Consider the following 25,779-nt stretch of genomic DNA (forward strand, 5'->3'; position numbering starts at 1 on the left):
GAGACATGACCAAAACTGTTGTAGCGCAGACGTACGGCACGCCCGAGGTCCTGAAGCTGGTGGACGTCGATTTACCGGCGCCGAAATCAGGTGAAGTCCTGGTCGACGTGAAGGCGATCGGCGTCAATCCCTTCGACTTCAAGCTCTACAGCGGCGCTTTCGGCACCGACCCCGAGAAACTTCCCATCCACCTCGGCGGCGAGGCAGCGGGCGTCGTCTCGGCTGTCGGCGACGGCGTCACAAATGTGACCGTCGGCGACGAAGTGATCGTCAGCCCCGGCAACGGCCTCTACTCCGAACAAGTAGTCGTGCCGGTCTCCTCTGTCACCGCGAAGCCCGCAGGCATCAGCTGGGAACAGGCAGCCGGCCTCCTTCTGGTCGGCGGAACTGCAGTCGACGCCCTCGACACCATTCGGGTCGGTTCCGGCGACACCGTTCTCATCCACGGCGCGTCCGGCGGCGTCGGCGCGATCGCTGTTCAGCTGGCAGTTGGTCGCGGAGCTACGGTGATCGGCACTGCGGGAGCCTCGAATCAGGATTACGTGCGCTCGCTCGGCGCCACGCCTGTGCTCTACGGCCACGGCCTCGAAGCGCGTGTCCGTGAACTCGCGCCGAACGGCGTCGATGCGGCGTTCGACACCGCCGGAACGGACGAAGCCGTCGATGCATCTCTGGCTTTGGTCACCGACAAGAGTCGCATCGTCACCATCGTCGCGTTCGGACGCGCCCAGACCGACGGCTTCGCGTCCGTCGGCGGAGGCAATCCGGCAAGTGCGGAAGCGCATTTGAAGGCACGATCCGAACTTGTCGAACAAGCCGGTTCCGGACACCTCATCGTGAAGATCGCCAAGACCTTCCCGCTAGCGGACGTGGCACTCGCTCACACCGAGTTGCAGAGTTCGCACCCCGCGGGAAAGTTCATCCTCGTTCCGTGACCTTCAGCTCTGTCTTGCCTAGGCCTTAGGGGCGAGTGGAACCAACAGGGTGGTGCCGAACGCGACGAGCACCGATTCGCCTTCGCGTTCGGCATGTACCTCGGCAGTGACGAACACCTGCTTGCGCCCGGCCTTGACCGAGCGCGCCGTAGCGACAAATGCGGTTCCGACGCCCGGACTCACGAAATTGACCGCGCAGTTGGACGCCGCCACGACACCTACCTGGGTGAAAGCAGCAAATCCGCACGCGGTGTCGACGAGTCCCGCCACGAGCGCAGCGTGCAGGTGTCCCGAGTACTGGCCCAGATCCTCACGCCATTCGAGCCGCAGACAAACGCGACCCGGTTCGGCCTCCGTGACTTCGAATCCGGCCCACCGGTTGAAGGCCGCCGAGGCGTTGACCGCGCGCAACTGTTCGAGCATTTCAGAATTTCCCATGTAGACCAGTCTACATAGATTGTGGTGGATCGCTGGGGTGTTTAAGCTCCAACTCGTGGCGACTCCCCCGAAACACCGCGAAGCACTCGTACGAGCTGCGGCCGATCTGTTTCGCCGCCAGGGGTATGCGGCAACGGGCCTCAACGAGATCCTCAAGTCGAGCGGGGCGCCGAAAGGTTCGCTCTACCACTACTTTCCCGGCGGCAAAGAGCAGATCGGCGAAGAGGTCGTCCGCGTCGGCGGGCAGTTGGTCACCGACACCCTGACCGAACTCGCCGACAGCCAATCGGACGCCGGGTCGCTGCTGCGCGAGTACGCGCGGTTGCTCGCCGGATGGGTGAGCGATTCGGATTTCCACGAAGGCTCGCCGATCACGACGGTGTTGTTGGAACTTGCCCCCGATTCGGAGAGCGTGACAGCCGCCGGACAGGCGGTGTATCGACAGTGGACTTCGCTACTGCGCGACACACTGATCGCGTCCGGGGTCGGACGTGCGCGAGCGGAACGGCTTGCCGTCCTGGCAGTGTCCGCGCTCGAGGGCTCGCTGGTGCGGGCTCGCGTCGAACGATCCGGTCAGCCGATTCTCGATTCCCTCGGCGAGGTCGCCGACGTGTTCGACGGAGCAATCGCCGCGGCGCACTCGCACTGAGCGAACGCGACCTGAGCGAACGGCACTCTCGGTCTCATGAAGGCGCCGAAAGGTACGTTCGCTCGGAATCGGAGGGTGGCTCAGTCGGCTTCCGGGCGCCATCCCGAGCACCATCCCGAGCACCACCGCGGGCCGCGCCGATCCCTGCGACGACGACGCACGCGATACCTGCCACGGCCAGAACACTCGGAACCTGTTGCAGCACAACCAGACCGATAAGCTGCGCGAAAGCAGGCTCGAGACTCATCAGCGTGCCGAACGCCGCCGTGGACAGCCTTCGCAACGAGACCATCTCCAGAACGAACGGCACGACGGGCAGCAAGATCGCGAGTCCGAGGCCCACGAGAATCAGATGCGGAGTCAGCCGCCCGATAGCCGAGTGGCCTACGGCAATTGTCGCGGCCAACCCGGCTACCGCCATCGACACCGCCAGCCCGTTGATACCGGCAACCTCGTCGCCGACGCGCTGGGTGAGCAAAATGTACATCGCCCAGCAGAGCGCCGCACCGAGTGCGTACGCCACACCGACCAGATCGACTGTCCCGGCCCACGGTTCGGTGAGAAGCACGACGCCCACGCCTGCCAGAACCGGCCACAGAACGCGGCCACGCCCCCGGAGCAAAGCAACCGTCAGCGGACCCAAGAATTCCAATGCGCTTGCTGTTCCCAGCGGAAGGCGCTCCACCGCTGCCATGAACAGGAGCGTCATGCCTGCGGTGACCACACCCAGAACCACGCAAGCCAGAAACGCCTTGCGAGTGAACGCCGAAGGGCGGGGCCTGACGATGATCAGAAGAATGATGCCTGCCCAGGCGAGTCGTAGCCACGCCGCTCCGTCTGCGCCGAGCTGATCGATCAGGCCCACCGACACGGCGAGCCCGAGCTGCACGCACAACATCGCCAAAACAGCCAGGCCCACTCCGGCCCGCGCTTTCGTATCCATAGCTGAATTGAACGGGAGGCCAACCGTTCGTGTCCACGCGATTTTGACCTACATTATGTTCACGATTAGTGAATGATCGAAGGATGGAAACCCGTCGACTCCATCTCCTCCTCGAACTCTCCCGCTTGGGTTCGATGCGTGCAGTCGCCGAAGCGCACAACCTCACGACGTCGACAGTGTCCCAACAACTCGCGGCCTTGACCGCGGAGACCGGTACCGCACTGATCGAGCCCGACGGTCGCCGGGTGCGGCTGACGCCGGCCGGTCAACGACTGGCCGATCATGCCGTCACCATCCTGGCAGCCGTCGATGCAGCTCGCCTGGACCTCGATCCGGACGCGGAACCGGTGGGGACCCTGCGAGTCGGCGGATTCGCAACTGCGATCAGAACCGCGATGCTCCCCGTCGCTCGAAGCCTGCAACGCAGTCACCCGCAGGTGGACGTGATGATCTACGAATACGAACCCGTCGAGGCTTTTGCACTCCTCGAACGCGACGATCTAGACCTCGCACTGACGTACGACTACAACCTTGCCCCCGCGTCGCCGAGCCCACTACTCGAAGCAATTCCGCTCTGGTCGACGCCCTGGGGACTGTGTGTTCCCGACGACGCCAAAGCTCCCGACAAGTCCACAGAATCCGGAATCGATCTCCGCGCCTTCGCCGACACGTCATGGATAGTGAACTCACGCAACACGGCAGACGAGCGCGCTGTGCGAACCCTCGCGTCGCTGGCCGGGTTCACCCCTCGGATCACTCACCAGATCGACAGTCTCGACTTGGTCGAACTCTTGATCCTCAGTAGTTACGGCGTGGGGCTGATGCCGCTCGAACGCAAGACTCGCGAAGGCGTGCGCGTCGAACCACTCGTCGATCCGCCCGTCATCCTCACTGCCTATGCGGTGACGCGTCGCGGCCGATCGTCGTGGCCGCCGCTTCGGCTCGTGTTGGACCGACTCACGGCCTACCGATAACTCACATCCGATCAGCGTCGCCGTCGCGGCGCTGCTGCTTGGCAATTCGACGCTGCTCTTCCGCCCGCTCGCGGCACTGACGCAAGAAGGCTTCGTCCGCCGCCGGATCCTGCGCAACGGCACGTCCCGGGCGCTCGTATTCGCCGTATCCGGTTGGGCCGACGTAACCGCGGGGCGCGTTCTGTCCGCGCCCGACCACCAGCCACAGAACCGATCCCAAAGTAGGAAGGAAGATGATGATCAGAATCCAGACGACCTTGGGTAGGTACTGGATGTAGGCGTCATCTCTCGTGATGGCGTCGACGATGCAGAAAATCCACAGCAACATCGTGATGAGGCCGAACAAGGCATAGGGCACGCTGGCGATTCCTCCCGAGAATAAAAAACCCTCGCCATGCTAACGAAAACAGACCAATTAGTACATTAGATTCTGGCGAATGTTGAACTCGAGCCATCCTCGGTACGCATCGACGTCCCATCCACTGACCCGACGCAATTGCTGATGAAGCTGAGGCGAGACGAAAGCGGCAAGTATGCCCGCAGCTTTCTCGAGCGAAATCTCAGGCCTCAACAAGCCATGCTCGGAGAGACCCTCGGCTATCGACATCGCATTGACGGCCGACTGATCCGACGACTCCTCGGATAGTCGACGCATGTCGGCATCCGCACCCGAGGATTCGACCGCGACCATCATCAGAGCGCCGGCACGTTCGAGCAGTCCGATGCCCTGAGCCACGATCTGGGAGACGATCCGGCGAACGTCATCGGGGTCCGAGGCCAGGTTCGGCGCGCCGAGTGGAACCTCTTCGGCATCGAGCGCCGCAGCGAGGGCCGCTTCGAAGATCTCGAGTTTCCCGCCGGGGAAGGCTGTGAACACCGTCCGATCGGCGACGCCGGCCGAGGCGGCAATCTGCTTGACGGTGGCACTGACATACCCGTCTCGAACAAACAAGGCCGTCGCCGCATCACGAATGAGTTCACGCGTTCGCTGCGCGGAAGCTTCACGCACGCGGGAGTGGTACTGGCGTCTGCCCTCCATTGCGCACACTTTAGCCGCATTCGATGCAACGACCATGCATGGAAAGAATCGTGCAGCTCAGGAGCCTTTTCCGGGGTGGTCTATCCAGCCATCGCTACCGGGAAACACCAACGCCTCGTGGCCGTTGTCGTACCTGACCAGATAGGGAGGACCGCCGTCCTCGCCGTGCACCTCGAGAACCTCGGCAGTTACCTCCGCCTGCCCCACCACGCGCCCCTGGACGTGGAGACGGTCACCCACTTCGGCATGCATCACTCCTCCTCGCTGCCCGCTCGCGCAGGCGCAGACCAACCACTGACGTTGTTCCCGCCATGCCGACTCGGAAACCCTGGGGCGAGTTGCCGTCGTGAGAAATCGCATATTCACCGAAGGTGACACCGACGGGTGAACAGTGGTTCACTCATGGGTGAATTCCCGTTCACCATCGCCGCGTGAAGGACCGTCTCTTGGCATTGCACTCGTCTCCGACCACTCGCCGTTCAAGTCGGCTCATTACCGCAATTCTCTGTCTTTCCGGCACCGTGGTCGCGCTGCAACAAACGATGGTCATTCCGTTGTTGCCCGATTTCCCGAAGATCCTCGGCGTCAGCGCTGACGACGCCTCCTGGCTCGTCACCGTCACGCTCCTCACGAGTGCCGTCGCCACTCCGATCGTCTCCCGCCTGGCAGACATGTTCGGAAAACGACGCATGATGCTGATCTCGATGACGATGATCGTGGTCGGATCACTGGTCGCGGCGATCGGCGGCAACTTTGTCGCCCTGCTGATCGGACGTGGTCTCCAGGGCTTCGCGATCTCGATGATCCCCGTCGGAATCAGCATCATGCGCGACGAACTGCCCAAGGAGAAGGTGGCGTCGGCAACAGCGTTGATGAGTGCCACTCTCGGAATCGGCAGCGCACTCGGGCTCCCGCTGTCCGGGTTGATCTTCGAGCATCTGGGCTGGCCCGCCATCTTCTGGCTCTCGGCGATCGTGGGCGTCCTGCTGATCATCGCGGTAGCCGTCGTCGTCCCGGAATCAAGTGTTCGTACCCGCGGCAAATTCGACTTCCTGGGCGCGGTCATGCTCTCGACAGCACTCACGGCGATCCTCCTCGCCATCTCCAAGGGCGCCCGTTGGGGATGGACGAGCGAACTGACATTGCTGATGTTCGTCATCGGAATCGTGACTCTCGCATTGTGGTTCCCTTACGAACTCCGCGTCACCCAGCCGATGGTCGATCTACGAACGTCGGCCAAGCGGCCTGTTCTGCTGACCAACGTCGCCTCGATCCTCGTCGGCTTCTCGATGTACGCGAACAACCTCTCCACCACCCAACAACTTCAGATGCCGAAGATCTCCGGCTACGGCTTCGAACTGGGCGTGATGGCGGCCGGACTGTGCATGATTCCGGCAGGCCTCGCGATGGTCTTCTTCGCGCCCGTCTCCGCGAACATCACGAAGCGATTCGGAGCCAAGATCACCCTGATCGTCGGCGGCACGGTGCTCGCGCTCGCCTACATCGCGCGAGTGTTCCTGACCGGTTCGATAGCACTGATCATCATCAGCGCGGCGGTGGTCAGCATCGGAACCGCAATCGCCTACTCCGCGATGCCGATGCTGATCATGCGATCGGTTCCGATTACCGAAACCGCGTCGGCAAACGGCCTCAATTCGCTGCTCCGCTCAGTCGGTACTTCCACGTCCAGCGCGGTGGTTGCCGCCATGCTCACTTCGATGGTCATCCCGTCCGGGCCGGGCGAGGGCCTTCCGTCGATCGACGCCTTCAAGAACATCTTCTGGCTGGCCGCCCTCGCCGCCGTGGCTGCTGCCGCTGCCGCTGCGTTCATTCCTCGCCGCGGCGCAAAACCGGAAGCGGCACTTCGCCCGGTGACCCCGGAAGGGTTCGAGCTTCCCGACGCCGCCGTGTCCGAAACGGAAATTGTGGTTGCCGGTCGTGTGATCCGGGCCGACAGCCGACCGATCCGGCAGGCCGTTGTCACCGTGATGGACATGGAGGGTCGACCGATCGACTGGAGTCGCGCCGACAACGAGGGCAACTTTTCCCTCGCCCTACCCCGGCCCGGACGGTATTTGGTAGTGACGAGTGCCGACGGCTGGTCCCCTAGGTCGCAGGTGATCGCTTTCGACAGCGCGCAATCGACGCACACCGTCGAACTCGGTGACCGCCTCACCATCTCCGGCAAGGTCGGAGTCGGCGGCCGAACAACCTCGGGAACCGTCGTCACACTCACGAAACCGACCGGCGAATTCGTCGCATCCACGGTCACCGACGGAACCGGGCACTACGGAATCGCACTTCCCACATCCGGCCGGTACATCCTGACCGCGCTGACCGAGAGCGGACACGGCACATTGGCTCGTCAGATAGCGGTCATCGCGCAGTCCACCGTCGTCGACTTCGACGTACCCGTCGATGCCGAGCCGTTGACGACAGTATGAACGCCAGTATGAGCAACCGAACGCATGGCGATCGGGTATCGAGGCGGAGGCGAGCGACATGAGCAGCGGCGAAGCCAGCATCCTCACAGCAGCGAAAGCCTTGTTCGCGGAACGCGGTTAGGCATCGACGACCATCAAGGACATCGCGGTCGCAGCCGGCTACTCCCCTGCCCTGGTCATGAAGATCTACGGCAGCAAAGCTCGGCTGTACTCGGCTGCGATCCCGTCCGCACCTCCGATGGACGAGGATCCGAATGCCGACGCCACCGGAGACATCGGCTGTCAACTGGTCGAGAAACTTGTCGCTCGTAGAGAATCCGATGAAACCGATCCGTGGGCAATGCTCGCAGTACACGTTCACGAGGCGCCAGATCCGGCCGCCGCTCGGGCCGAGATCAAGCAACGATACGTTCACGGGATCGCGCGCCGCATCGGCGACACGGAGCCCGGTTTGGTACGCAGCCAGATCGTCGTCTCACTGCTGCTCGGACTGGCCACCGGCATGCGGACGCTCGAACTCCTCGGTGAGGATTCACTGTCGTCGGAGGATCTGATCCGGCGCTACGGAAGGCTGATTCAAATAGCCGTCGACGAAATCGAACCGGTATCCGAGCACGAATCGTTCATCAGTGACACGGTGGAGGAATGACTACTTACCGATACCTCGACGCCGACCGGAATCTCCTCGAAGAGAAAGATTTCGAAACCGAGCAGGACGCACAGGAATACCGACTCTCCGTCCTCGGTGCCGAACACATCGAGCCCACCGACGAATGACGCCTCCGCAAAGGAAGCCGAAGCAAGGAATTCTGTAGCGTCGAGACCATGCCTGTAGCTTGCTTGGGATCGATCACCCTCGATTGCAGTGATCCACAACGCCTTGCGGAATTCTGGCGAAATATGCTGGGCGGCGAAATCACGTACAACACTGAGAAGTTTGCGACCGTCAGCACAGGCGGTGGCCAGATCACCGCAATCCGCATCGACGAACACCGCCCGAGCACGTGGCCGTTGGCTGCAATACCGAAGCAGATTCATCTGGATTTAGTGGTCGATGATCTGGACATCGCACAGGAGCAAGCTGTCAGCCTCGGTGCTCAAATCGGTAGCCGGCAGAACGCGCCGGAGCGTTGCCGGGTTCTACTCGATCCCGCTGGTCATCCGTTCTGTTTGTGTCTGGCGGGTCCGAATCTGTCGCCGTGGTCAATGCCTGGCGAATCTGCGTGAGTTCGTCGATCAGAGCTTGAACGCGCCGCTCGATTTCGTCACGGATCGGGCGAACTGCTTCAAGGCCCTGTCCGGCCGGGTCGTCGAGAACCCAGTCTCGGTAACTCTTGCCGGGGAAGATCGGGCACGTGTCGCCGCAGCCCATGGTGATGACGACATCCGAATCCTGGACGGCGTCGACAGTGAGGATCTTCGGAGACTGCGCTGAGATGTCGATACCGCGCTCTGCCATCGCCTCGACCGCTGCCGAATTGACGGTCTCGGCGGGTGCGGATCCGGCGGAACGGACCTCGATGGCGTCGCCTGCGAGATGGCTCAGGAATCCCGCGGCCATCTGAGATCGACCGGCATTGTGGACGCAGACGAACAACACCGATGGTTTGCTCATGACCTCGCTCTTTCTCGACTGGATGAAACCTCTTCGACTGCAAAGCGTTTGCGTAGAGCAAGGGAGACATAGACCAGCCCGACGAGCACCGGTACCTCGATCAGCGGGCCGACGACACCGGCAAGAGCTTGCCCCGAGGTGGCGCCGTAGGTGGCGATGGCTACCGCGATCGCGAGTTCGAAGTTGTTGCCCGCGGCGGTGAACGCCAGGGTCGTGGTGCGTTCATAGCCCAATCCGATTGCGGCGCCGAGGATGTAGCCTCCGCCCCACATGAGCGCGAAGTACGCGAGCAAGGGCAGCGCGATCCGGACGACATCCCAAGGCTGGGAGGTGATCTGTTCGCCCTGCATCGAGAAGAGCACGACGATGGTGAACAGCAGACCGTAGAGCGCCCAGGGGCTGATCTTGGGGATGAACTTGTTGTCGTACCAGTCGCGGCCTTTGGCGCGTTCGCCGAAGAAGCGGGACAGAAAACCTGCCAGCAGCGGGATACCGAGGAAGATCAGGACCGATTTCGCAATCTGCCAGGGCGAGGTGTCGATGGTGGTCTGTTCGAGGCCGAGCCACCCGGGCAGGACCGAGAGGTAGAACCAACCGAGCACGGCGAACATGATCACCTGGAACACCGAATTGATGGCGACCAGCACCGCGGCGGCTTCGCGGTCTCCGCAGGCCAGGTCGTTCCAGATGATCACCATCGCGATGCAGCGAGCGAGACCGACGATGATCAAACCGGTTCGGTATTCCGGCAGGTCAGGCAGAAACAGCCAGGCGAGGGCGAACATCAGCGCCGGGCCGAGAACCCAGTTCAGGAACAGGGAGCCGGCGAGGAGTTTCTTGTCCCCGGTGACTGTGTCGAGGCGGTCGTAGCGGACCTTCGCCAGGACCGGGTACATCATGATCAGCAGACCGAGGGCGATCGGTAGCGAGATGCCGTCGATCTGCACCTTGTCCAGGGCAGTGTTCACACCGGGGATCCAGCGTCCAACCAGCAGGCCGACGACCATGGCCACGCCGATCCAGACCGCCAGATAGCGGTCGAGGGTGGAGAGTTTTCCGACGACTTCGGGGTGTTCGGTGGTGGCAGCGGTGTTGCTCATGCGGTGACCTCTACGCACGCGTCCGCGACACTCACGCTCGTACCTTCAACCAGTAGAACGGCGGAAAGCTGTTGCAGCGCAGCCGGAATAACCCAGTAGTACACCCAGGTCCCGCGTCGTTCACAATCGAGTAACCCGGCCTGGCGCAACACCTTGAGGTGATGCGAGATAGTCGGCTGAGACAGATCGAACGAGTCGGAGATGTCGCAGACGCAGGCTTCACCACCCTCGTGACTTGCCACCAAGCTGAGCAAGCGGAGACGAACCGGATCGCCGAGGGCCTTGAACATCCGAGACAAGTCGCCGGCCCAATCCTCGGTCAACGGTTCACGAACGAGCGGGGTGCAGCAAGCCTCGGAGTCCGGCAGCTCTTGATTCGACATTCTTCGATATTGACAGATATCGAATCAACGCGCAATCGGGCATCCGGTCAGCCGGATCCCGGACTCATCCCTCGGCGATCGCCGTTCGACGCTCGAGCAGAACAGTGTCGCGCCACACGCCGTCGAGTTCGGCGATCTTCTCGCGAAGGCCGACCGTTCGAAACCCGGCCGAATGATGGAGCGAGATGGAGGCACGGTTCTCCGGGAACATCGACGTCTGCAGAGTCCAGAGTCCGTCGGCGTCGGCGGCCATGACTTGCTTGCGCAACAACGCCTTTCCGACGCCACGACCACGCATGCCGTCCGCAACGTACACGGAGTTCTCGGCAACCCCGCGGTAGCAGTCACGCTCGGAAACCGGACTCAACGCAGCCCATCCGACAACAACACCCCCGATAGTCGCCACCCATCGATGCTGCGGCAGCCACCGTTCGTGGAGATGCTCACGCGAGGGGACCTCAGCGGCAAAGGTGGCATTTCGGGTAGCGATACCCTCTCGGTAAATACGTCGAACCGCATCCCAGTCGTCGTCGACCATGGCCCGGACAGAGACATCGCCGGGCAGATCACTCGGGCAGCACGGACGCGGAGCAAGGACTCCCATCACCACATCCGCCGCCTGCGGCAAGGCAACGCAACACGTCGGACTCATCGCGACGACCGTGCTCGTCCCTTCCCTACGCATGGTCACAAAACCCACATCGGCGAGCTTGCGCAGGTGATGCGACACCGTCGGCTGCCCGATCCCCAACGCCTCGGCGAGCGCTCCGACGGTAATACCACCGACCGCGCTCGCTACCCGGTGAAGCAATCGGACGCGCATCGGCTCGGCAAGGCAGGCGAACCACTGCGCGTAGGTATCGGCATCGCCCTGCGCGAGGACGGAAGAACGGATCTGATCCGGGTCCGAATCTCCGACTCGCACCGTCGGAGTCTGCAGCGAAGTCATCTCTCCACTATATCGACAGCTGTCGATGGTTGCCTACATTGATGATCGTCGATACAGTTCCCCGTAGATCGATAATCGTCGATGAAAGGCACGAAAATGAACCCCCTACCCGTTGTCGTGATCGGGGCCGGCCCGATCGGCCTGGCAGCCGCAGCAGAACTGCGCGAGCGCGGACTCACACCCTTTGTATTCGAGCGCGGAACCACAGCCGGTGCTGCGATCTCCGAGTGGAATCACGTTCGACTGTTCTCCCGGTGGTCCGAACTCGTCTCCCCCGCCGCGCGGCGACTCCTCGACCAGAATGGATGGAGCTCACCCGACGGGCAGACCTATCCGACCGGCCGGCAATGGCGCGAGCTCTACCTCGAACCACTCGCCTCGGCCCTCGCCGACCTGGTCCAGTTCGACACCGAGGTGATCGGCGTAGCTCGACGCGGACGTGACCTGGTCGTCGACGCCGGACGCGACAGCGAACCCCTCTCGATTCACCTGCGGCGCCGGGACGGAACCGAGGATCGGATGTTCGCCCAGGCCGTTGTGGATGCGTCCGGCACCTGGGGCACCCCCAACCCGCTCGGTGGTGAAGGTCTTCCTGCACTCGGCGAAGGCGCTGTGGGTACTGCGATCCGGTACCGGGTTCCTGATCTCGACGATCCGGCTGTGCGGGCACAGTTCGCCGGAACGCACACCGTCATCGCAGGTAGTGGCCACTCCGCGCTGACGGCGATCGTTGCGCTGTCAGGGTTGGCAGAGCAGGCTCCGAGCACCCGCATCACCTGGGCGGTCCGCCGAGGAAACATCGGCTCTGCATTCGGAGGCGGCGACGCTGACGAACTGCCCGCGCGCGGCGCCCTGGGATTGCGCGCAAAGAAGGCCGTCGAGGATGGCCTGTTGAGCGTCGTCAGCGGCTTCCGCACCGCAGAGGTGACAACTACCCCTTCGGGACAACTCATACTTGCCTCCGATGCGGGTGATCGCATCGAGAACGTGGACAACGTCATAACGCTGACCGGCTTCCGCCCCGATCTGTCCTGGCTCTCGGAAATTCGACTCGGCCTCGACGCGGTCTTACAAGCACCGGTCGAGCTTGCTCCGCTGATCGACCCGAACGTCCACTCGTGCGGCACCGTTTACCCGCATGGCGCGAAGGAGCTTCGCCATCCGGAGCCGGGGGTGTACTTGGCAGGAATGAAAAGCTACGGCCGAGCACCCACCTTCCTGGCGATGACCGGCTACGAGCAGGTTCGCAGCATCGCAGCCGAGCTCGCCGGCGATCACGAGGCAGCGGCCCGTGTCGAGTTGATCCTTCCGGAGACCGGAGTCTGCGGCGGCGCAGGCATTTTCGACGAACCTGACACAGCAGAAACCGACACAGGGAAAGCCGAGGGCGGATGCTGCAGCGCCCCCGCTCCGAAACTGATCACGCTGTCTGCACCGTCCGGCAACACCTGCGGATAGAAACAGTCCTTGACGACGGAACCAGCCCGCCGGGCTGCCACATCCGGCCGAACAAGGCATGCTGATCGTGTGCATACATTCGAGGTCTGGGCGCCCACACCGGAATCGGTCCGGGTCGAAGTCGACGGCATCACGCACGAGATGGACCGGACCGACGACGGGTGGTGGCGCGCCGAGGTCGACTGCGACAACCGCGCTCGCTACGGCTTTGTCGTCGACGGTGAAACACTCCCGGATCCGCGTTCACCACGCCAGCCCGAAGGCGTGCATCTCCGCTCCCAACTGCACCAACTCGACGAGGCGTCCTGGACCGACTCTCAGTGGACCGGACGACAACTCCCAGGATCATCGGTCTACGAACTGCACATCGGAACGTTCACCCCCGAAGGAACATTCGACGCCGCGATCGAACGTCTCGATCACCTGGTAGACCTCGGCGTCGGCTTCGTGGAAATCATGCCGGTCAACGGCTTCAACGGAACTCACAACTGGGGCTACGACGGTGTGCTCTGGTACACGGTCCACGAGATCTACGGTGGCCCGGACGGATTGCAACGCTTGGTGAATGCGGCCCACGAACGCGGACTCGGCGTGATCCTTGACGTGGTCTACAACCACCTGGGCCCGTCGGGCAACTACCTCGAAAAGTTCGGCCCCTACATTGCCGATGGAGCGAACACCTGGGGCCGAACGATCAACATCGGAGGCCCGCAGTCGGGCGAGGTTCGCGAGTACATCATCGGCAATGCCCTGCGATGGATGCGCGATTTCCACATCGACGGTCTACGCCTCGACGCCGTCCACGCGTTGGTCGATCACACCGCAACGCACATCCTCGAGGAACTCGCCGTCCGAACGGAAACACTGTCGGCTCATCTGGGTCGACCGCTCACGTTGATCGCCGAAAGCGATCTCAACGACGCCACTCTGATCACGCCACGAGCGGCCGGCGGGTTCGGCTTGGACGCGCAGTGGGACGACGACATCCACCACACCATTCACACGGCCGTGTCCGGCGAACGCCAGGGTTATTACGCCGACTTCGGATCCTTGGAATCCCTTGCAAATACATTGCGGCGCGGTTTCTTCCACGCCGGAACGTATTCCTCGTTCCGTGGACGGGTTCACGGCCGGCCGATCGACATCACGCATCAGCCCGCCAGCGCCCTGCTCGCATACACGTGCACCCACGATCAGATCGGCAACCGCGCGATCGGGGACCGCCCGAGCGCCTATCTGACGCCAGGACAATTGGCGATCAAGGCGGCGCTGGTCCTGCTCTCGCCGTACACGCCGATGCTGTTCATGGGCGAGGAATGGGGAGCGACCACTCCGTTCCAGTTCTTCACCTCGCATCCGGAACCGGAACTCGGCGAGGCCACTGCCAAAGGCCGCAAAGCGGAGTTCGCGGCGCACGGCTGGAACAGTGACGACATTCCGGATCCGCAAGACCCACAGACATTTCTGCGATCGAAACTGGACTGGGACGAGCGAGACGACGAGACACGCGCTCGCGTCCTGGCCTGCTATCGCGATCTACTTGCCCTGCGCAGGAAGCGAATCGAGATCACCGACCCTTGGCTGGGGCACCTGCACGTCGACTACAACGAGGACGACCAGTGGATCACCCTGCGCCGCGGCGCATTACAGATCGTGTGCAATCTGGGAACGGACGCGGCCTCGGTCCCGGCCGGCGGAACCCCCATCCTCTGGTGGGATCCGCCGACACAGGACGAGACCGCGTCCGCAACAGTGGTGCCGGGGCACTCGTTCGTCGTACTCGAAAGCTGACTAACTCTCGAGATTCCGGTATTAACGCTTCGCGTTCTCTGGTGTACTCCGCAGCATCCGCAACACCAATGCGGCACTGACGAACAGAACCAAAGCTGTTGCACCGGCAGCAACGTGCATACCGTCGACAAACGCCGACTTCGCGGAATCGGCAAGCACCGAACCGAGTTCACCAGGTAGGTACGTTGCTTCCTGCAGGGCACCGCCGAGCGTGCCCTGTGCAGCGTGCGCCTGATCTGCTTCGAGCATCGAGGTGTCGATTCCCTTGCGGAAGATCGCCATCACCACGCTGCCCAGGATCGCCACGCCGAGCGCGATGCCGAGTTCGTACGCGGTCTCCGACACAGCGGACGCAGCGCCGGCGCGTTCGGGTTCCACCGAGCTGACCACGAGATCCGATGTCAACGTCAACGCGACACCGACACCAGCACCGGCCAGACCGAAGCCGATCACGAACATCAACGGGCCGCTGTCGACGCCGAGCGCGAGCAGCATCGCAGCACCGATACCGGCAACCGCGAGGCCCGCGCTGAGCACGTGAGACACCGACCACCGGCGAATCAACCAGGCCGCCGCAACCGCGGTGAATGCGCTGAGCAACATACCCGGGAGCATCAGCAGGCCGGCGTCGAGCGCCGAGTTACCCAGCACCAACTGCAGGTACTGCGAGCCGAAGAACAGGACACCTGCCAGCGCGAAGATCGAGAGCAGGTTGGTGATGACGGCGGTGGAGAACGACGCGTTGGCAAACAGCTTCAGATCCAACATCGGATCCTTCAGCATCCGCTGACGACGCACGAACACGTAACCCGCCGCGAGACCAACGAGGCCGATCACCAGCAACGTGATGCTGACGCCGTGCACCACGGATTCCTTGACCGCGTACACCAGCGGCAACATGGTCGCCATCGACAGACCAGCGCTGATGAGGTCGAATCGACCCGGATTGGGGTCCTTCGACTCCGGGATCAGGATCGGGCCGAGTACAACCAGCGCGATCATGACCGGAATGTTGATCAAGAAGACCGAACCCCACCAGAAGTGCTCGAGCAACCAACCACCGACCAACGGGCCGGCCGCGGTACCGCCACCGGCCATCGCGCCCCAGACACCGATCGCCTCGGTGCGCTGACGCGGGTTGACGAAGATCGTGCGGATCAGACCGAGGGTGGCCGGCATCAGCGTTGCACCGGAAATACCCTGCAGCACGCGGGCGCCAATGAGCATCTCGGGACTGACAGCGAGAGCGGCGATGATCGAGGCGAGACCGAAGCCGACTGCGCCGATCAGGAGCAGTTTTCGCCTACCGATCCGGTCGCCGAGCGTACCCATGGTGATGAGCAGACCGGCGAGCACGAACGAATAGACGTCGATGATCCACAGCAACTGCGTGCTGCTCGGTTCGAGGTCGGCGCTGATGAACGGAAGCGCAAGATCGAGCACCGTGCCGTCGACTGCGATGAGCAACACAGCAAAGGCAAGGACTATCAAGCCCGCCCAGTCACGCTTTGTCGCCCGAACCTCGTCGGGATTGATTGCAGACGTGTGATCTGCCGACACTGACATTGCTCCCCTGCGACTTTCTCTGAGTTCTTTCGAAAAGACTTCACTGCACCGTCCAGCCGGTACAGTAGGTCTACGGTAACAGTGAACCGTCCGAGCGGTAAAGTTATTTCCGGGTAGGGTCACATCACATGGCTGCCGACACTCGCGATCGAATTCTCGACGCACTGGAGAAGCTGCTGCTGGTCAGCGGCGTCGCCCAAGTCACGCTCGAAGGCGTTGCCGCCGAAGCCGGGGTTTCCAAGGGCGGACTTCTCTATCACTTCCCCAGCAAGGAAGCCCTCCTCGCGGCGATGGTCCGCAGACTCGGGGAACGCTCGGATCAGCAACTCGACGACGCCGTAGCCGGCGGTACGACGGTCACCGAGTTCTATCTGCAGATCCCCGATGCGAACGAAAGCGAAGAACTCTCACTCTTCCGGTCGATCATCGCGGCACTGAGAACAGTCGACGGACAACACGACGAAATCCAGAAAGCCGTCACACATGTGATGCGGAGCTGGGACAAGGGCCTTCAGACCGAGATCGCCGACCCTGTGCAGGCCGAGATCATCCGACTCGTCGGCGACGGCCTGTATCTGGCGGCCATGCTCGGGCTCCCCCAGCCGGATCCCGAACTGCATCGACAGGTGGTCGAGCGACTGCGGCCCTGACCGGGGGCGTCCCTTACGTCAGATAGCGGTACGCCGGGCTTCCCGGCTCGAGCCTCTCGGACTGCATCGGCGCGCGCTCCATCCGCTCGAGTAACGCCGCCAAACCGTCGGCGGAACCGAGTTCGATACCCACCAACGCGGCACCCGTCTCGCGATTGTTTCGCTTGACATACTCGAACAGCGCGATGTCGTCGTCCGGCCCCAGCACGTCCGAAAGGAAGCGACGCAACGCTCCCGGTTCCTGCGGAAAGTCCACCAGGAAGTAGTGCTTGAGCCCGAGGTGAACGAGCGAACGCTCGAGAATTTCGCCGTAACGGGAGACGTCGTTGTTGCCACCGGAGATCAGGCACACGACGGTCGAACCCGGCTCGAACGTCAAATTCTGAAGTGCCGCAACGGAAAGCGCACCCGCAGGTTCGGCGATGATGCCCTCGCTCTGATACAGCTCGAGCATCGCCGTGCAGATAGCGCCCTCGTCGATCTGATTGACGACAAACGATCCCGAACCGGACCGCGTCTGAAGTTGACGAGCAACGAGCGGCAACGACGCGTGCGACACGACGGCGGCACCCAGACGTGAAACGACCTCGTAGGGAACATCGCCGATCCTCTTGACCGCTGCTCCGTCGACAAATGGATCGACGTCGGGAAGAGTCACCGGGCCCCCGGCAACAAGAGCGGCCGTCATGGACGCCGCGCCGGACGGCTCGATCCCGACGATCGACGTCTTCGGCGACCGCTCGTGCAGGTAGGTGGCGATGCCCGCAATGCAACCGCCACCGCCGACCGGCACGACGATCGTGTCGAGAGGGGCGTCCAATTGCGTCAGAATCTCCGCTGCAATGGTTCCTTGCCCCGCAGCGGTGCGCACGTCGTCGAACGGCGGAACCATGGTTGCGCCAGTTTCGGCTACGTCCTCCGCGGCCGCAGCAGCGGCGGCGTCATAGGTCTCACCGATCATGAACAGTTCGACAAACGCTCCGCCGTGGGCGCGGATGCGATCACGCTTCTGCTTGGGGGTATTGGCCGGAACGTAGATCCGACCCTTGATCTGCATCGTTCGGCACGCGAAAGCAACACCCTGCGCATGGTTACCGGCACTGGCAGTCACTACGCCGGCACCGCGTTCGGCCTCGTTGAGCTGAGCGATCAGGTTGTACGCTCCACGAATCTTGTACGAACGAACGCCCTGGAGGTCCTCACGCTTGAGATACACGTGTGCCCCGGTCAACGCCGAAAGACGATCGCTGTACTGCAGGGGCGTCGCCGCAATGACGTGCTGAATTCGCTCGATGGCCGCGTCGATCTCCTGCGCGTCGAGCGCGGGGACGGTGGACTTCGTTACTACGACATCGGGCGAGTTAGACACCCCGCCATTTTCGCACGTCGGAGATCAACCTTCCCACCACCCCGCCCCGCATGGTCTGCGAGGCAGGGTGGCGGTAGGTCAGCCGCGCGGATCCAACTGTGAGGGACGTGGCACGTTCCGCAGATTCGACTTGGCCATCTGTACTGCCTCGCCGACGCCGCCGTTCATCACCATCTTCGACATCGCCAAAGCGAAGCCCTTCATCTGACCACCGGTGATGGTGGGCGGCAACGACAATGCCAACGGATCGGTCACCAGATCCACCAAGGCCGGACCGTCATGATCGAGCGCGGCGCGTAGGCCCGCTTCGATGTCCGCAGGATTCTCGATTCGGCGCGAGAAGATACCGAGCGCAGCAGCAACCGCCGCGTAGTCGACCGCGGGCACGTCGACCCCGAAATCCGGAAGGCCGTCGACCAGCATCTCGAGCTTGACCATTCCGAGCGTCGAGTTGTTGAACACCACGATCTTGACCGGCAACTTGTACATCGCGACGGTGACCAACTCACCGAGCAGCATCGACAATCCACCGTCGCCCGACACCGAGATGACCTGACGCCCCGGACTCGACCATGCAGCACCCATCGCATGTGGGAGCGCATTGGACATCGATCCGTGCAGCGCCGAGGAGATGAAGCGTCTCGATCCGTTCGGATTGAGATAGCGCGCCGTCCACACGTTGCACATCCCGGTGTCGGCGGTGAAGATTGCGTCGTCGGCTGCCAGATCGTCCAAGATCGAGGCCGCATACTCGGGGTGAATCGGCGTGCGCTGCTTGACCGGATCCGTGTATGCACCAACCACTTTGGTCATCAGAGTGTTGTGCTTGGCGAGCGTGTCCTCCAGGAACCCGCGGTCGGTCTTTCGATCGAGCTGCGGAATCAGTGCGCTCAAGGTGCTCGCGACGTCGCCGTGCACAGCCAGGTCCAGGCTGGTTCGACGCCCCAACCGCTCGGCCGCGATGTCGATCTGAGCGGTACGAACGTCGTCGGGCAAGAACTGATCGTAGGGAAAGTCCGTACCGATCAGGAGCAGGAGATCGGCGCCGTGGATACCGTCGTGCGCCGCACCGTAACCGAGCAATCCGGTCATCCCGACGTCGTATGGATTGTCGTACTGGATCCATTCCTTGCCACGCAGTGAATGCCCGATGGGAGCGCCGACGGTTTCGGCCAACGCCAGAACCTCCGCGCGCGCATCTCGCACGCCCGCGCCGGCGAAGATCGCAACTTTGCGTGCGCCGTTGATCACGTCTGCCAACGCCAACACGTCACCGGCATCCGGAACGACTGTCGGCCTTCGGGTTTCGACGAGTGTCGGCGGGGTGCCTTCTGCCGGACAATCGGCGATGTCCCCGGGAAGCACGATCACCGAGACGCCGTTTCGAGCCACCGAATGCTGAATCGCCGACTGCACCACGCGTGGTGATTGGACTGCCGTGCTGACGAGTTCGGTGTAACTCGAACATTCGATGAAGATCCGCTCGGGATGCGTTTCCTGAAAGTAACCCATTCCGATCTGGGCGCTGGGGATGTGCGAGGCGATCGCGAGGACCGGCGCGCCCGAACGATGAGCGTCGTACAGGCCGTTGATCAGGTGAAGGTTTCCGGGACCGCAGGATCCGGCACACACTGCGAGTTTTCCGGTGATCTGGGCATCCGCTGCGGCCGCAAAGGCGGCTGCTTCCTCATGCCGGACGTGTATCCAATCGATTCCGCCCTTCTCGGAACCACCGGTGCGACGAACCGCATCGACGATGGGATTGAGACTGTCACCGACAATGCCGTAGATCCGACTGACACCCGCGTCAACGAGCTGCTGAACCAATTGATCTGCAACGGTTTTCGGACTCATCAGACCTCCATGACACACTCACGGGAGTCGGGATCGCCGACCCCCGGGAGTGACGATTTACTTGTGATTGATGCAGCGCTTCTTGTGGAATGCGGGGTTACTTGGGTTCGAGCACGAACACCGGAATCTCACGATCGGTCTTCGTCTGATAATCGGCGTAGTCGGGGTACGCAGCGACAGCGCGCTCCCACCAGACCGCCTTCTCGTCGCCGGTGACTTCCCGAGCAACCAGGTCGAAGACCTGCGTCGCGTCACGCAGCGTGACGTGCGGGTCGGCTTTGACGTTGTAGTACCAGACCGGATTCTTCGGGGCGCCACCGAGCGAAGCCACAACGGCATACGAACCGTCGTGCTCGACCCGCATCAGCGGCGTCTTCCTGACCTTGCCGGACTTTGCCCCGATGGTCGTGAGAACGACGACGGGCATGCCGTTCATGTCGTTTCCCTCGGTGCCACCGGAGTTCTCGATGCGTGCGACCTGATCGGCGGCCCACGACGCTGGACTGGGTTCGTACTCACCTGTGATTGGCATGTGTACCAGTGAACACCCACTCGAGCACCTTGGCCACCGAACCACGCCGACCAGGCCTGTCGCCCGCGCACTCCCCTGGTTGATCGATTAAGTGAGCTGCCGATCAATAAAGTTCGCTTGCCCGAACTCTCATCTCTGGCTACTCTGAAACCACAGCTTCGAACAGCCGTATCAGAAAGGGACGAGATGACCACCGCCGATATCTCCACTCGCGAATCACGCCCCTCCCCCGACTATTGCGTCGATCTGGCCGGAACTCGGTGGCCGCTGTACAAGATCGAAGCTCTCGTGGTCGGGTTCGTGCTGTTCGTCGTCGCCGGTGCCGTCACGCAGTCGATGCAGGTGGCCGTACTGACTGCCGCAACGGCCGCTGTAGTCACGTGGTGGGTACGGCGCGTGCACTACTCACGCACCACCTGATCACCGCACTCCCCCGAACTCCCGCGAACCACGAAGGGACCTTGCTGCATCAGCAGCAAGGTCCCTTCGTTCGGTTCAGGTCCGCTCGGCGGTCAGACCGTCAGGCAACTCGGTCCGAGCAATGCCTTCAGGTCGCCCATCAGTGCCGAGGACGGTTCGACCCGAAGGACGTCGTCGACCTTCCACAAGCTGATTTCGGTTCCGCCGATCAGTCGGACATGGACATCGGACGTCCCCGGATGCCTGGTCAACACCTGCTTGAGAGCACTGAGCTTGTCCTTGGTGCATTGCCGAAGCGGCAGCGAGACCGACAGCGGACGCGCAACCCCGATCGCCGAAATATCAGGTACCGCAAGGTCGTTGCCGATCAGTGACATCCGATCGTCTCGGATCGAAACGCGAGCCTTGACCAACACGATGGCATCCTCGGCGATGTCCATTCCGTACACGGCGTACGCCTGCGGGAAGAACAGCACCTCGATTCCACCCACGAGATCTTCGAGCTGCACGATGCACCAGGTCAGACCGTTCTTGTTGACCCGGCGGTCCACCGAGGCGATGATGCCGCCGAGAGTTACCTGGGCACCGTCCTGGACGCCGCCTTCCAAAATCGCGGCGATGGACGTGTCGGACTGCTGGCGAAGAATGTGCTCGACGCCGTTGAGCGGGTGACCGGAGACATACAGCCCCAGCATCTCTCGTTCGAGCGCCAGGCGATGCTTGGAATCCCACTCTTCGTCAGGAATCTTGACGTCGAACACCGAGGTGATCGACTCGTCCGCCTCGGCACCGCCGAAGAGGTCGAACTGTCCGATCGCCTCCGCCTTCTTGGTGCTCATCACGGAGTCGATGGCGTCGGCATGGACCAACATCAGGCCCTTGCGCGGATGACCCAACGAGTCGAAAGCACCGGCCTTGATGAGCGATTCGGTGACCTTCTTGTTGCAAGCCATCGCGTCGATCTTGCCGAGATAGTCGGAGAAATCTGTGAACTTCGACTTCTCGGTGCGCGCCTTGATGATCGAGGCGACGACGTTGGCGCCGACGTTGCGCACCGACCCCATACCGAAACGGATGTCGTCGCCGACGGTCGCGAAGTCGACGCGTGACTCGTTGACGTCCGGCGGGAGAACGGTGATGCCCAACTTGCGGCAGTCGGCGAGGTAGATCGCGGACTTGTCCTTGTCGTCACCGACGGAGGTCAGCAGACCCGCCATGTACTCGGCCGGGTAGTTCGCCTTGAGGTACGCAGTCCAGTACGACACGAGTCCGTAGCCGGCGGAGTGCGACTTGTTGAACGCGTAGCCGGCGAAGGGAAGGACCGTGTCCCACAGCGCCTTGATGGCGGCTTCGCTGAAGTTGTTGTCCAACATGCCCTGCCGGAAGCCGGCGTAGGCCTTTTCCAGCTCGGACAGCTTCTTCTTACCCATGGCGCGACGCAGCAAGTCGGCCTGACCCAGGGTGTACCCGGCCACCTTCTGCGCCAGTTGCATGATCTGCTCCTGGTAGATGATCAGGCCGTAGGTCTCGGAGAGGATCTCCGCGAGCGGCTCCTCCAGTTCGGGGTGAATCGGCTTGACGTCTTCCAAGGCGTTCTTGCGCTTGGCGTACGAGATGTGGGCGTCCACACCCATCGGTCCCGGTCGATACAGCGCCAAGGCGGCGACGATGTCGCCGAATCCGGTGGGCTGCATCAGTTTCAGCAACTCGCGCATACCGCCGCCGTCGAGCTGGAACACACCGAGAGTGTCACCGCGGGCGAGCAGTTCGTATGTTGCCGCATCGTCCATCGGCAACGTGTCGAGGTCGAGGTCGATGCCGCGGTTGGCTTTGATGTTCTCGAGCGTGTCGCCGATAACCGTGAGGTTTCGCAGACCGAGGAAGTCCATCTTGAGCAGGCCGATGGCTTCACACGAGGGGTAGTCCCACCCGGTGATGATGGCGCCGTCCTGGGCGCGCTTCCAGACCGGGATTGCGTCGGTGAGCGGTTCGGACGACATGATGACCGCGCAGGCGTGCACACCGGCGTTGCGGATCAGCCCTTCCAGACCCACCGCGGTCTTGTAGATCTTCGCGACGTCCGGGCTGGAGTCGATGAGCGCTCGAACCTCGACTGCCTCCTTGTACCGCTCGTGCTTCGGGTCGGTGATACCGGAAACCGAGATGTCCTTGGCCATGATGGGCGGCGGGAGCGCCTTGGTGATCTGATCGGCGATGGCAAAGCCCGGCTTGCCGAACTGGACGCGAGCCGAGTCCTTGATGGCAGCCTTGGTCTTGATGGTGCCGAAGGTGATGACCTGGGCGACCTTGTCGTTGCCCCACTTGTCCGTCGCGTAGCGAACCATCTCGCCGCGACGGCGATCATCGAAGTCGATATCGATATCGGGCATGGACACACGCTCGGGGTTGAGGAATCGCTCGAACAGCAACCCGTACGGGATGGGGTCGATGTTGGTGATACCCATCGCGTAGGCCACCAACGAACCGGCAGCCGATCCACGGCCGGGCCCGACACGGATCCCGACGTCCTTGGCGTGGTTGATCAGGTCGCCGACCACGAGGAAGTAGGCCGGGAAGCCCATTTCGTTGATGACGCCGATCTCGTAGTCGGCGCGGGCGAGGTACTCCTGCGGCGGTCCGCTCGGGAAGCGGCGATCGAGTCCGCGCATCACCTCGGCGCGCAGGAAGGTCTGCTGCGTGTGTCCCTCCGGGACCGGGAAGATCGGCATGCGGTCGTGGAACGCCCACACGTCCTCGTACGACTGCACACGCTCGCCGATGGCAACGGTGTTGTCGCATGCCCCCGGTACCTCGTTGTCCCAGATGGCGCGCATCTCGGCAGCGGACTTGAGGTAGTAGCCGTCGCCGTCGAACTTGAAGCGAGTGGGGTCGGAGAGCGTCTTGCCGGTCTGAATGCAGAGCAGCGCCTCGTGATTCTCGGCGGCGTCCTTGGTGACGTAATGGCAGTCGTTGGTGGCAAGTGGCGGAATACCGAGTTGCTTGCCGATGTCGAGCAGACCCTCTCGCACACGGCGCTCGATCGAGAGACCGTGATCCATCAGTTCGAGGAAGAAGTTGTCCGGGCCCCAGATCTCCTGCCACTTCGCGGCAGCTTCGAGAGCCTCGCGATCGTGACCGAGACGAAGGCGGGTCTGGATCTCACCGGACGGGCAACCCGTGGTCGCGATGATGCCCTCGGCGTGCGCGGCGATGAGCTCCTCGTCCATCCGTGGCCATTTACCGAGCTGGCCCTCGATGGACGCGAGCGACGACAGCTTGAAGAGATTGCGGAGTCCGGTCGCGTTCTCGGCCACCATCGTCATGTGGGTGTACGCACCGCTACCGGAGACGTCGTCGGACTTCTGGCTGCGATCTCCCCAGAGAACTCGCTTGGTGTTGAAGCGAGACTCGGGTGCGATGTACGCCTCGATGCCGATGATCGGCTTGATGCCGGCGCTCTTTGCCTCGTTGTAGAACTGGCTGGCGCCGTACATGTTTCCGTGGTCGGTCATGCCGACAGCGGTCATTTCGAGACGAGCGGCCTCCTCGAACATGGCGCCGACCTTGGCCGCACCGTCGAGCATCGAGTACTCGGTGTGATTGTGAAGATGTACGAACGAGTCAGCCACGTGCGCCTCTCTGAAGGTCTGGGAGCGAGATCGAGTGTATGCCGCGCTGCCGACACGACCGGCGACCGACGTAGCGGAGTCGCCGTGCGCCGCCTCCGGTCACGTGACCGGAACCTCGGGTTCGGCGCTCGACCTCACCGAACGCCGCGAACGTCGACCGGCGACGAAGGTGTCTGTCGTGAAGATCACCAGTGCAGCCCAGATCAGAACGAAGCCGATCCAGCGTGAGGCCGGCATGTCCTCGTGCATGACGGCCACACCCCACGCCATCTGGAGCGCCGGGGTGAGGTACTGCAGCATGCCCATCGTCGCCAACGGAACTCTCTGAGCGGCGACGCCGAACAGGAGCAGCGGCAGCGCGGTGACCGGGCCGGCGGCAAGCAGCAACAGGCTGTGCCCGGTACCGCTGCTGATGAATGCACCGGCCCCGGTCAGGCCGAGAAACACGAGGTAGCCGACCGCGAACGGCGCGGCAACGACGCCCTCGGCAGTCAAACTGGTTCGAGGATCGAGCGGAACCACCTTCTTGACCAACCCATAGGTGGCAAACGAGCCGGCGAGCAGCAAAGCGACGATCGGGGGTTTCCCGAAGTCGACCGTGATCACGACAACTGCCGTGGCAGCGAGAACGAGCGCGGCGATCTGAGCGCGGCGCAATCGTTCGCGGAAGATCACGACGCCGAGCAGAACGGTGACCAGCGGGTTGATGAAGTACCCGAGAGCCGCCTCCACGACGCGGCCTGACACCACGGCATAGATGTACGTGCCCCAGTTCACGGCGATCGCCGCTGACGCCGCGGTCACCAGCAGCCAGGTGCGTGCGCTGATTCCGCGAAGCGATCCGAGGCGGCCGGCAAAGGCCAACACGATCAGCATCAACAGAAGGGTCCACACCACCCGGTGCGCCAGGATCTCGACCGGATCGGCGAAGTCGAGTAATCCGAAGAAGGCCGGGAACGTTCCCCACAACAGGAAAGCCGCCACACCGTAGAAGATCCCCGAGGACGAACGGGACTCGGCGCGTTCGTCCTTGTTCAAAGA

The 25,779-nt window shown here is 62.7% G+C and carries 25 protein-coding genes and 1 pseudogene; 11 read left to right on the forward strand and 15 right to left on the reverse strand.

Annotated elements, in window-relative coordinates; translation table 11 throughout:
- Positions 1-5 precede the first annotated feature (5 nt).
- Positions 6-935: an NADP-dependent oxidoreductase gene (locus RA302_RS16770; RefSeq protein WP_338477323.1), complete on the forward strand. Its 930-nt coding sequence runs from the start codon at positions 6-8 to the stop codon at positions 933-935.
- Positions 936-953: 18 nt separating this feature from the next.
- Here RA302_RS16770 and RA302_RS16775 read toward each other — a convergent pair whose 3' ends face one another.
- A complete protein-coding gene (locus tag RA302_RS16775; RefSeq protein ID WP_230587613.1) occupies positions 954-1,373 on the reverse strand; it encodes a PaaI family thioesterase in 420 nt (139 codons plus the stop codon).
- 55 nt (positions 1,374-1,428) lie between these two features.
- Between RA302_RS16775 and RA302_RS16780 the strand changes: the two genes are divergently transcribed.
- Positions 1,429-2,022, forward strand: a complete 594-nt coding sequence (locus RA302_RS16780; protein WP_003941729.1) for a TetR/AcrR family transcriptional regulator — start codon at positions 1,429-1,431, stop codon at positions 2,020-2,022.
- 34 nt (positions 2,023-2,056) lie between these two features.
- Here RA302_RS16780 and RA302_RS16785 read toward each other — a convergent pair whose 3' ends face one another.
- Entirely contained in the window at positions 2,057-2,965 is a 909-nt protein-coding gene (locus RA302_RS16785) for an EamA family transporter (RefSeq protein ID WP_030537112.1), read from the reverse strand.
- Between the two features lie 83 nt (positions 2,966-3,048).
- Between RA302_RS16785 and RA302_RS16790 the strand changes: the two genes are divergently transcribed.
- Positions 3,049-3,939: a LysR family transcriptional regulator gene (locus tag RA302_RS16790; protein ID WP_030537113.1), complete on the forward strand. Its 891-nt coding sequence runs from the start codon at positions 3,049-3,051 to the stop codon at positions 3,937-3,939.
- 1 nt (position 3,940) lies between these two features.
- Here RA302_RS16790 and RA302_RS16795 read toward each other — a convergent pair whose 3' ends face one another.
- Genes RA302_RS16795 through RA302_RS16805 form a run of 3 tightly spaced genes read right to left on the reverse strand, consistent with a single transcriptional unit; the run spans position 3,941 to position 5,230 of the window.
- Positions 3,941-4,297: a PLD nuclease N-terminal domain-containing protein gene (locus tag RA302_RS16795; protein ID WP_003941757.1), complete on the reverse strand. Its 357-nt coding sequence runs from the start codon at positions 4,295-4,297 to the stop codon at positions 3,941-3,943.
- 57 nt (positions 4,298-4,354) lie between these two features.
- A complete protein-coding gene (locus RA302_RS16800; RefSeq protein WP_030537114.1) occupies positions 4,355-4,978 on the reverse strand; it encodes a TetR/AcrR family transcriptional regulator in 624 nt (207 codons plus the stop codon).
- Between the two features lie 57 nt (positions 4,979-5,035).
- On the reverse strand, positions 5,036-5,230 hold the full coding sequence (locus tag RA302_RS16805; RefSeq protein WP_003941743.1) for a DUF1918 domain-containing protein: 195 nt from the start codon (positions 5,228-5,230) through the stop codon (positions 5,036-5,038).
- A gap of 179 nt (positions 5,231-5,409) precedes the next feature.
- Here RA302_RS16805 and RA302_RS16810 point away from each other — a divergent pair, with 179 nt between their 5' ends.
- The 4 genes from RA302_RS16810 (at position 5,410) to RA302_RS16825 (ending at position 8,649) form a co-directional block, all read left to right on the forward strand.
- The gene (locus RA302_RS16810; protein WP_030537115.1) at positions 5,410-7,422 is read left to right on the forward strand and encodes an MFS transporter; all 2,013 of its coding nucleotides are present in this window, start codon (positions 5,410-5,412) and stop codon (positions 7,420-7,422) included.
- A gap of 178 nt (positions 7,423-7,600) precedes the next feature.
- On the forward strand, positions 7,601-8,071 hold the full coding sequence (locus RA302_RS16815; RefSeq protein WP_338477324.1) for a TetR/AcrR family transcriptional regulator: 471 nt from the start codon (positions 7,601-7,603) through the stop codon (positions 8,069-8,071).
- The gene (locus RA302_RS16820) at positions 8,068-8,199 is read left to right on the forward strand and encodes a hypothetical protein (protein WP_256082667.1); all 132 of its coding nucleotides are present in this window, start codon (positions 8,068-8,070) and stop codon (positions 8,197-8,199) included. The genes RA302_RS16815 and RA302_RS16820 overlap by 4 nt, the downstream gene beginning before the upstream one ends.
- Before the next feature lie 123 nt (positions 8,200-8,322).
- Complete coding sequence (locus RA302_RS16825) at positions 8,323-8,649, forward strand: VOC family protein (protein ID WP_230587617.1); 327 nt, start codon at positions 8,323-8,325, stop codon at positions 8,647-8,649.
- On the opposite strand, the pseudogene RA302_RS16830 reads toward RA302_RS16825, so the two are convergent.
- From RA302_RS16830 to RA302_RS16845, 4 genes and pseudogenes are all read right to left on the reverse strand, one after another.
- Positions 8,648-9,037: pseudogene (locus RA302_RS16830) on the reverse strand (arsenate reductase ArsC); the annotation flags it as partial. The gene RA302_RS16825 and the pseudogene RA302_RS16830 overlap by 2 nt on opposite strands.
- The gene (arsB, locus tag RA302_RS16835; RefSeq protein WP_003941673.1) at positions 9,034-10,137 is read right to left on the reverse strand and encodes an ACR3 family arsenite efflux transporter; all 1,104 of its coding nucleotides are present in this window, start codon (positions 10,135-10,137) and stop codon (positions 9,034-9,036) included. The pseudogene RA302_RS16830 and the gene arsB, both read right to left, overlap by 4 nt.
- Positions 10,134-10,520 (reverse strand): metalloregulator ArsR/SmtB family transcription factor, encoded by a 387-nt coding sequence (locus RA302_RS16840; protein WP_030537016.1) that lies wholly within the window; start codon positions 10,518-10,520, stop codon positions 10,134-10,136. The genes arsB and RA302_RS16840 overlap by 4 nt, the downstream gene beginning before the upstream one ends.
- A gap of 64 nt (positions 10,521-10,584) precedes the next feature.
- On the reverse strand, positions 10,585-11,469 hold the full coding sequence (locus RA302_RS16845; protein WP_030537017.1) for a metalloregulator ArsR/SmtB family transcription factor: 885 nt from the start codon (positions 11,467-11,469) through the stop codon (positions 10,585-10,587).
- A gap of 96 nt (positions 11,470-11,565) precedes the next feature.
- Between RA302_RS16845 and RA302_RS16850 the strand changes: the two genes are divergently transcribed.
- Together RA302_RS16850 and treZ are read left to right on the forward strand one after the other, a co-directional pair.
- A complete protein-coding gene (locus RA302_RS16850; RefSeq protein WP_338477325.1) occupies positions 11,566-12,927 on the forward strand; it encodes an NAD(P)-binding domain-containing protein in 1,362 nt (453 codons plus the stop codon).
- Positions 12,928-12,996: 69 nt separating this feature from the next.
- A complete protein-coding gene (treZ, locus tag RA302_RS16855; RefSeq protein ID WP_030537019.1) occupies positions 12,997-14,718 on the forward strand; it encodes a malto-oligosyltrehalose trehalohydrolase in 1,722 nt (573 codons plus the stop codon).
- 21 nt (positions 14,719-14,739) lie between these two features.
- Here the strand turns inward: treZ and RA302_RS16860 are convergent, their stop codons facing one another.
- Entirely contained in the window at positions 14,740-16,284 is a 1,545-nt protein-coding gene (locus RA302_RS16860; RefSeq protein ID WP_030537020.1) for an MFS transporter, read from the reverse strand.
- 128 nt (positions 16,285-16,412) lie between these two features.
- Between RA302_RS16860 and RA302_RS16865 the strand changes: the two genes are divergently transcribed.
- Positions 16,413-16,934 (forward strand): TetR/AcrR family transcriptional regulator, encoded by a 522-nt coding sequence (locus RA302_RS16865; RefSeq protein ID WP_003941685.1) that lies wholly within the window; start codon positions 16,413-16,415, stop codon positions 16,932-16,934.
- A gap of 13 nt (positions 16,935-16,947) precedes the next feature.
- On the opposite strand, the gene ilvA is transcribed toward RA302_RS16865, so the two are convergent.
- The 3 genes from ilvA to RA302_RS16880 form a co-directional block, all read right to left on the reverse strand.
- Complete coding sequence (ilvA, locus tag RA302_RS16870; protein WP_007733150.1) at positions 16,948-18,303, reverse strand: threonine ammonia-lyase IlvA; 1,356 nt, start codon at positions 18,301-18,303, stop codon at positions 16,948-16,950.
- A gap of 78 nt (positions 18,304-18,381) precedes the next feature.
- A complete protein-coding gene (locus RA302_RS16875) occupies positions 18,382-20,157 on the reverse strand; it encodes a pyruvate dehydrogenase (protein WP_030537021.1) in 1,776 nt (591 codons plus the stop codon).
- Between the two features lie 97 nt (positions 20,158-20,254).
- Positions 20,255-20,689 carry a nitroreductase family deazaflavin-dependent oxidoreductase gene (locus tag RA302_RS16880; RefSeq protein WP_003941666.1) on the reverse strand — a complete coding sequence of 145 codons (435 nt, stop codon included), beginning with the start codon at positions 20,687-20,689 and terminating at the stop codon, positions 20,255-20,257.
- A 186-nt stretch (positions 20,690-20,875) separates the two neighbouring features.
- Between RA302_RS16880 and RA302_RS16885 the strand changes: the two genes are divergently transcribed.
- Positions 20,876-21,109 (forward strand): hypothetical protein, encoded by a 234-nt coding sequence (locus RA302_RS16885; protein WP_003941759.1) that lies wholly within the window; start codon positions 20,876-20,878, stop codon positions 21,107-21,109.
- A gap of 92 nt (positions 21,110-21,201) precedes the next feature.
- Here the strand turns inward: RA302_RS16885 and dnaE are convergent, their stop codons facing one another.
- On the reverse strand, positions 21,202-24,738 hold the full coding sequence (gene dnaE / locus RA302_RS16890) for a DNA polymerase III subunit alpha (RefSeq protein WP_003941755.1): 3,537 nt from the start codon (positions 24,736-24,738) through the stop codon (positions 21,202-21,204).
- A gap of 99 nt (positions 24,739-24,837) precedes the next feature.
- Entirely contained in the window at positions 24,838-25,776 is a 939-nt protein-coding gene (gene rarD, locus RA302_RS16895) for an EamA family transporter RarD (RefSeq protein WP_070160654.1), read from the reverse strand.
- Between the last annotated feature and the right edge of the window lie 3 nt (positions 25,777-25,779).

This window comes from Rhodococcus sp. DN22 (genome assembly GCF_036669995.1).
Lineage (GTDB): Bacteria > Actinomycetota > Actinomycetes > Mycobacteriales > Mycobacteriaceae > Rhodococcus_F > Rhodococcus_F erythropolis.

Bases quoted from the DNA above. Each gene is read 5' to 3' on its own strand.
- RA302_RS16770 (WP_338477323.1), top strand. From the start codon at position 6: ATGACCAAAACTGTTGTAGCGCAGACGTACGGCACGCCCGAGGTCCTG.
- RA302_RS16775 (WP_230587613.1), bottom strand. From the start codon at position 1,373: ATGGGAAATTCTGAAATGCTCGAACAGTTGCGCGCGGTCAACGCCTCG.
- RA302_RS16785 (WP_030537112.1), bottom strand. From the start codon at position 2,965: ATGGATACGAAAGCGCGGGCCGGAGTGGGCCTGGCTGTTTTGGCGATG.
- RA302_RS16790 (WP_030537113.1), top strand. From the start codon at position 3,049: ATGGAAACCCGTCGACTCCATCTCCTCCTCGAACTCTCCCGCTTGGGT.
- RA302_RS16800 (WP_030537114.1), bottom strand. From the start codon at position 4,978: ATGGAGGGCAGACGCCAGTACCACTCCCGCGTGCGTGAAGCTTCCGCG.
- RA302_RS16805 (WP_003941743.1), bottom strand. From the start codon at position 5,230: ATGCATGCCGAAGTGGGTGACCGTCTCCACGTCCAGGGGCGCGTGGTG.
- RA302_RS16815 (WP_338477324.1), top strand. From the start codon at position 7,601: ATGAAGATCTACGGCAGCAAAGCTCGGCTGTACTCGGCTGCGATCCCG.
- RA302_RS16820 (WP_256082667.1), top strand. From the start codon at position 8,068: ATGACTACTTACCGATACCTCGACGCCGACCGGAATCTCCTCGAAGAG.
- RA302_RS16825 (WP_230587617.1), top strand. From the start codon at position 8,323: ATGCTGGGCGGCGAAATCACGTACAACACTGAGAAGTTTGCGACCGTC.
- arsB (WP_003941673.1), bottom strand. From the start codon at position 10,137: ATGAGCAACACCGCTGCCACCACCGAACACCCCGAAGTCGTCGGAAAA.
- RA302_RS16840 (WP_030537016.1), bottom strand. From the start codon at position 10,520: ATGTCGAATCAAGAGCTGCCGGACTCCGAGGCTTGCTGCACCCCGCTC.
- RA302_RS16845 (WP_030537017.1), bottom strand. From the start codon at position 11,469: ATGACTTCGCTGCAGACTCCGACGGTGCGAGTCGGAGATTCGGACCCG.
- RA302_RS16850 (WP_338477325.1), top strand. From the start codon at position 11,566: ATGAACCCCCTACCCGTTGTCGTGATCGGGGCCGGCCCGATCGGCCTG.
- RA302_RS16860 (WP_030537020.1), bottom strand. From the start codon at position 16,284: ATGTCAGTGTCGGCAGATCACACGTCTGCAATCAATCCCGACGAGGTT.
- RA302_RS16865 (WP_003941685.1), top strand. From the start codon at position 16,413: ATGGCTGCCGACACTCGCGATCGAATTCTCGACGCACTGGAGAAGCTG.
- RA302_RS16875 (WP_030537021.1), bottom strand. From the start codon at position 20,157: ATGAGTCCGAAAACCGTTGCAGATCAATTGGTTCAGCAGCTCGTTGAC.
- RA302_RS16880 (WP_003941666.1), bottom strand. From the start codon at position 20,689: ATGCCAATCACAGGTGAGTACGAACCCAGTCCAGCGTCGTGGGCCGCC.
- RA302_RS16885 (WP_003941759.1), top strand. From the start codon at position 20,876: ATGACCACCGCCGATATCTCCACTCGCGAATCACGCCCCTCCCCCGAC.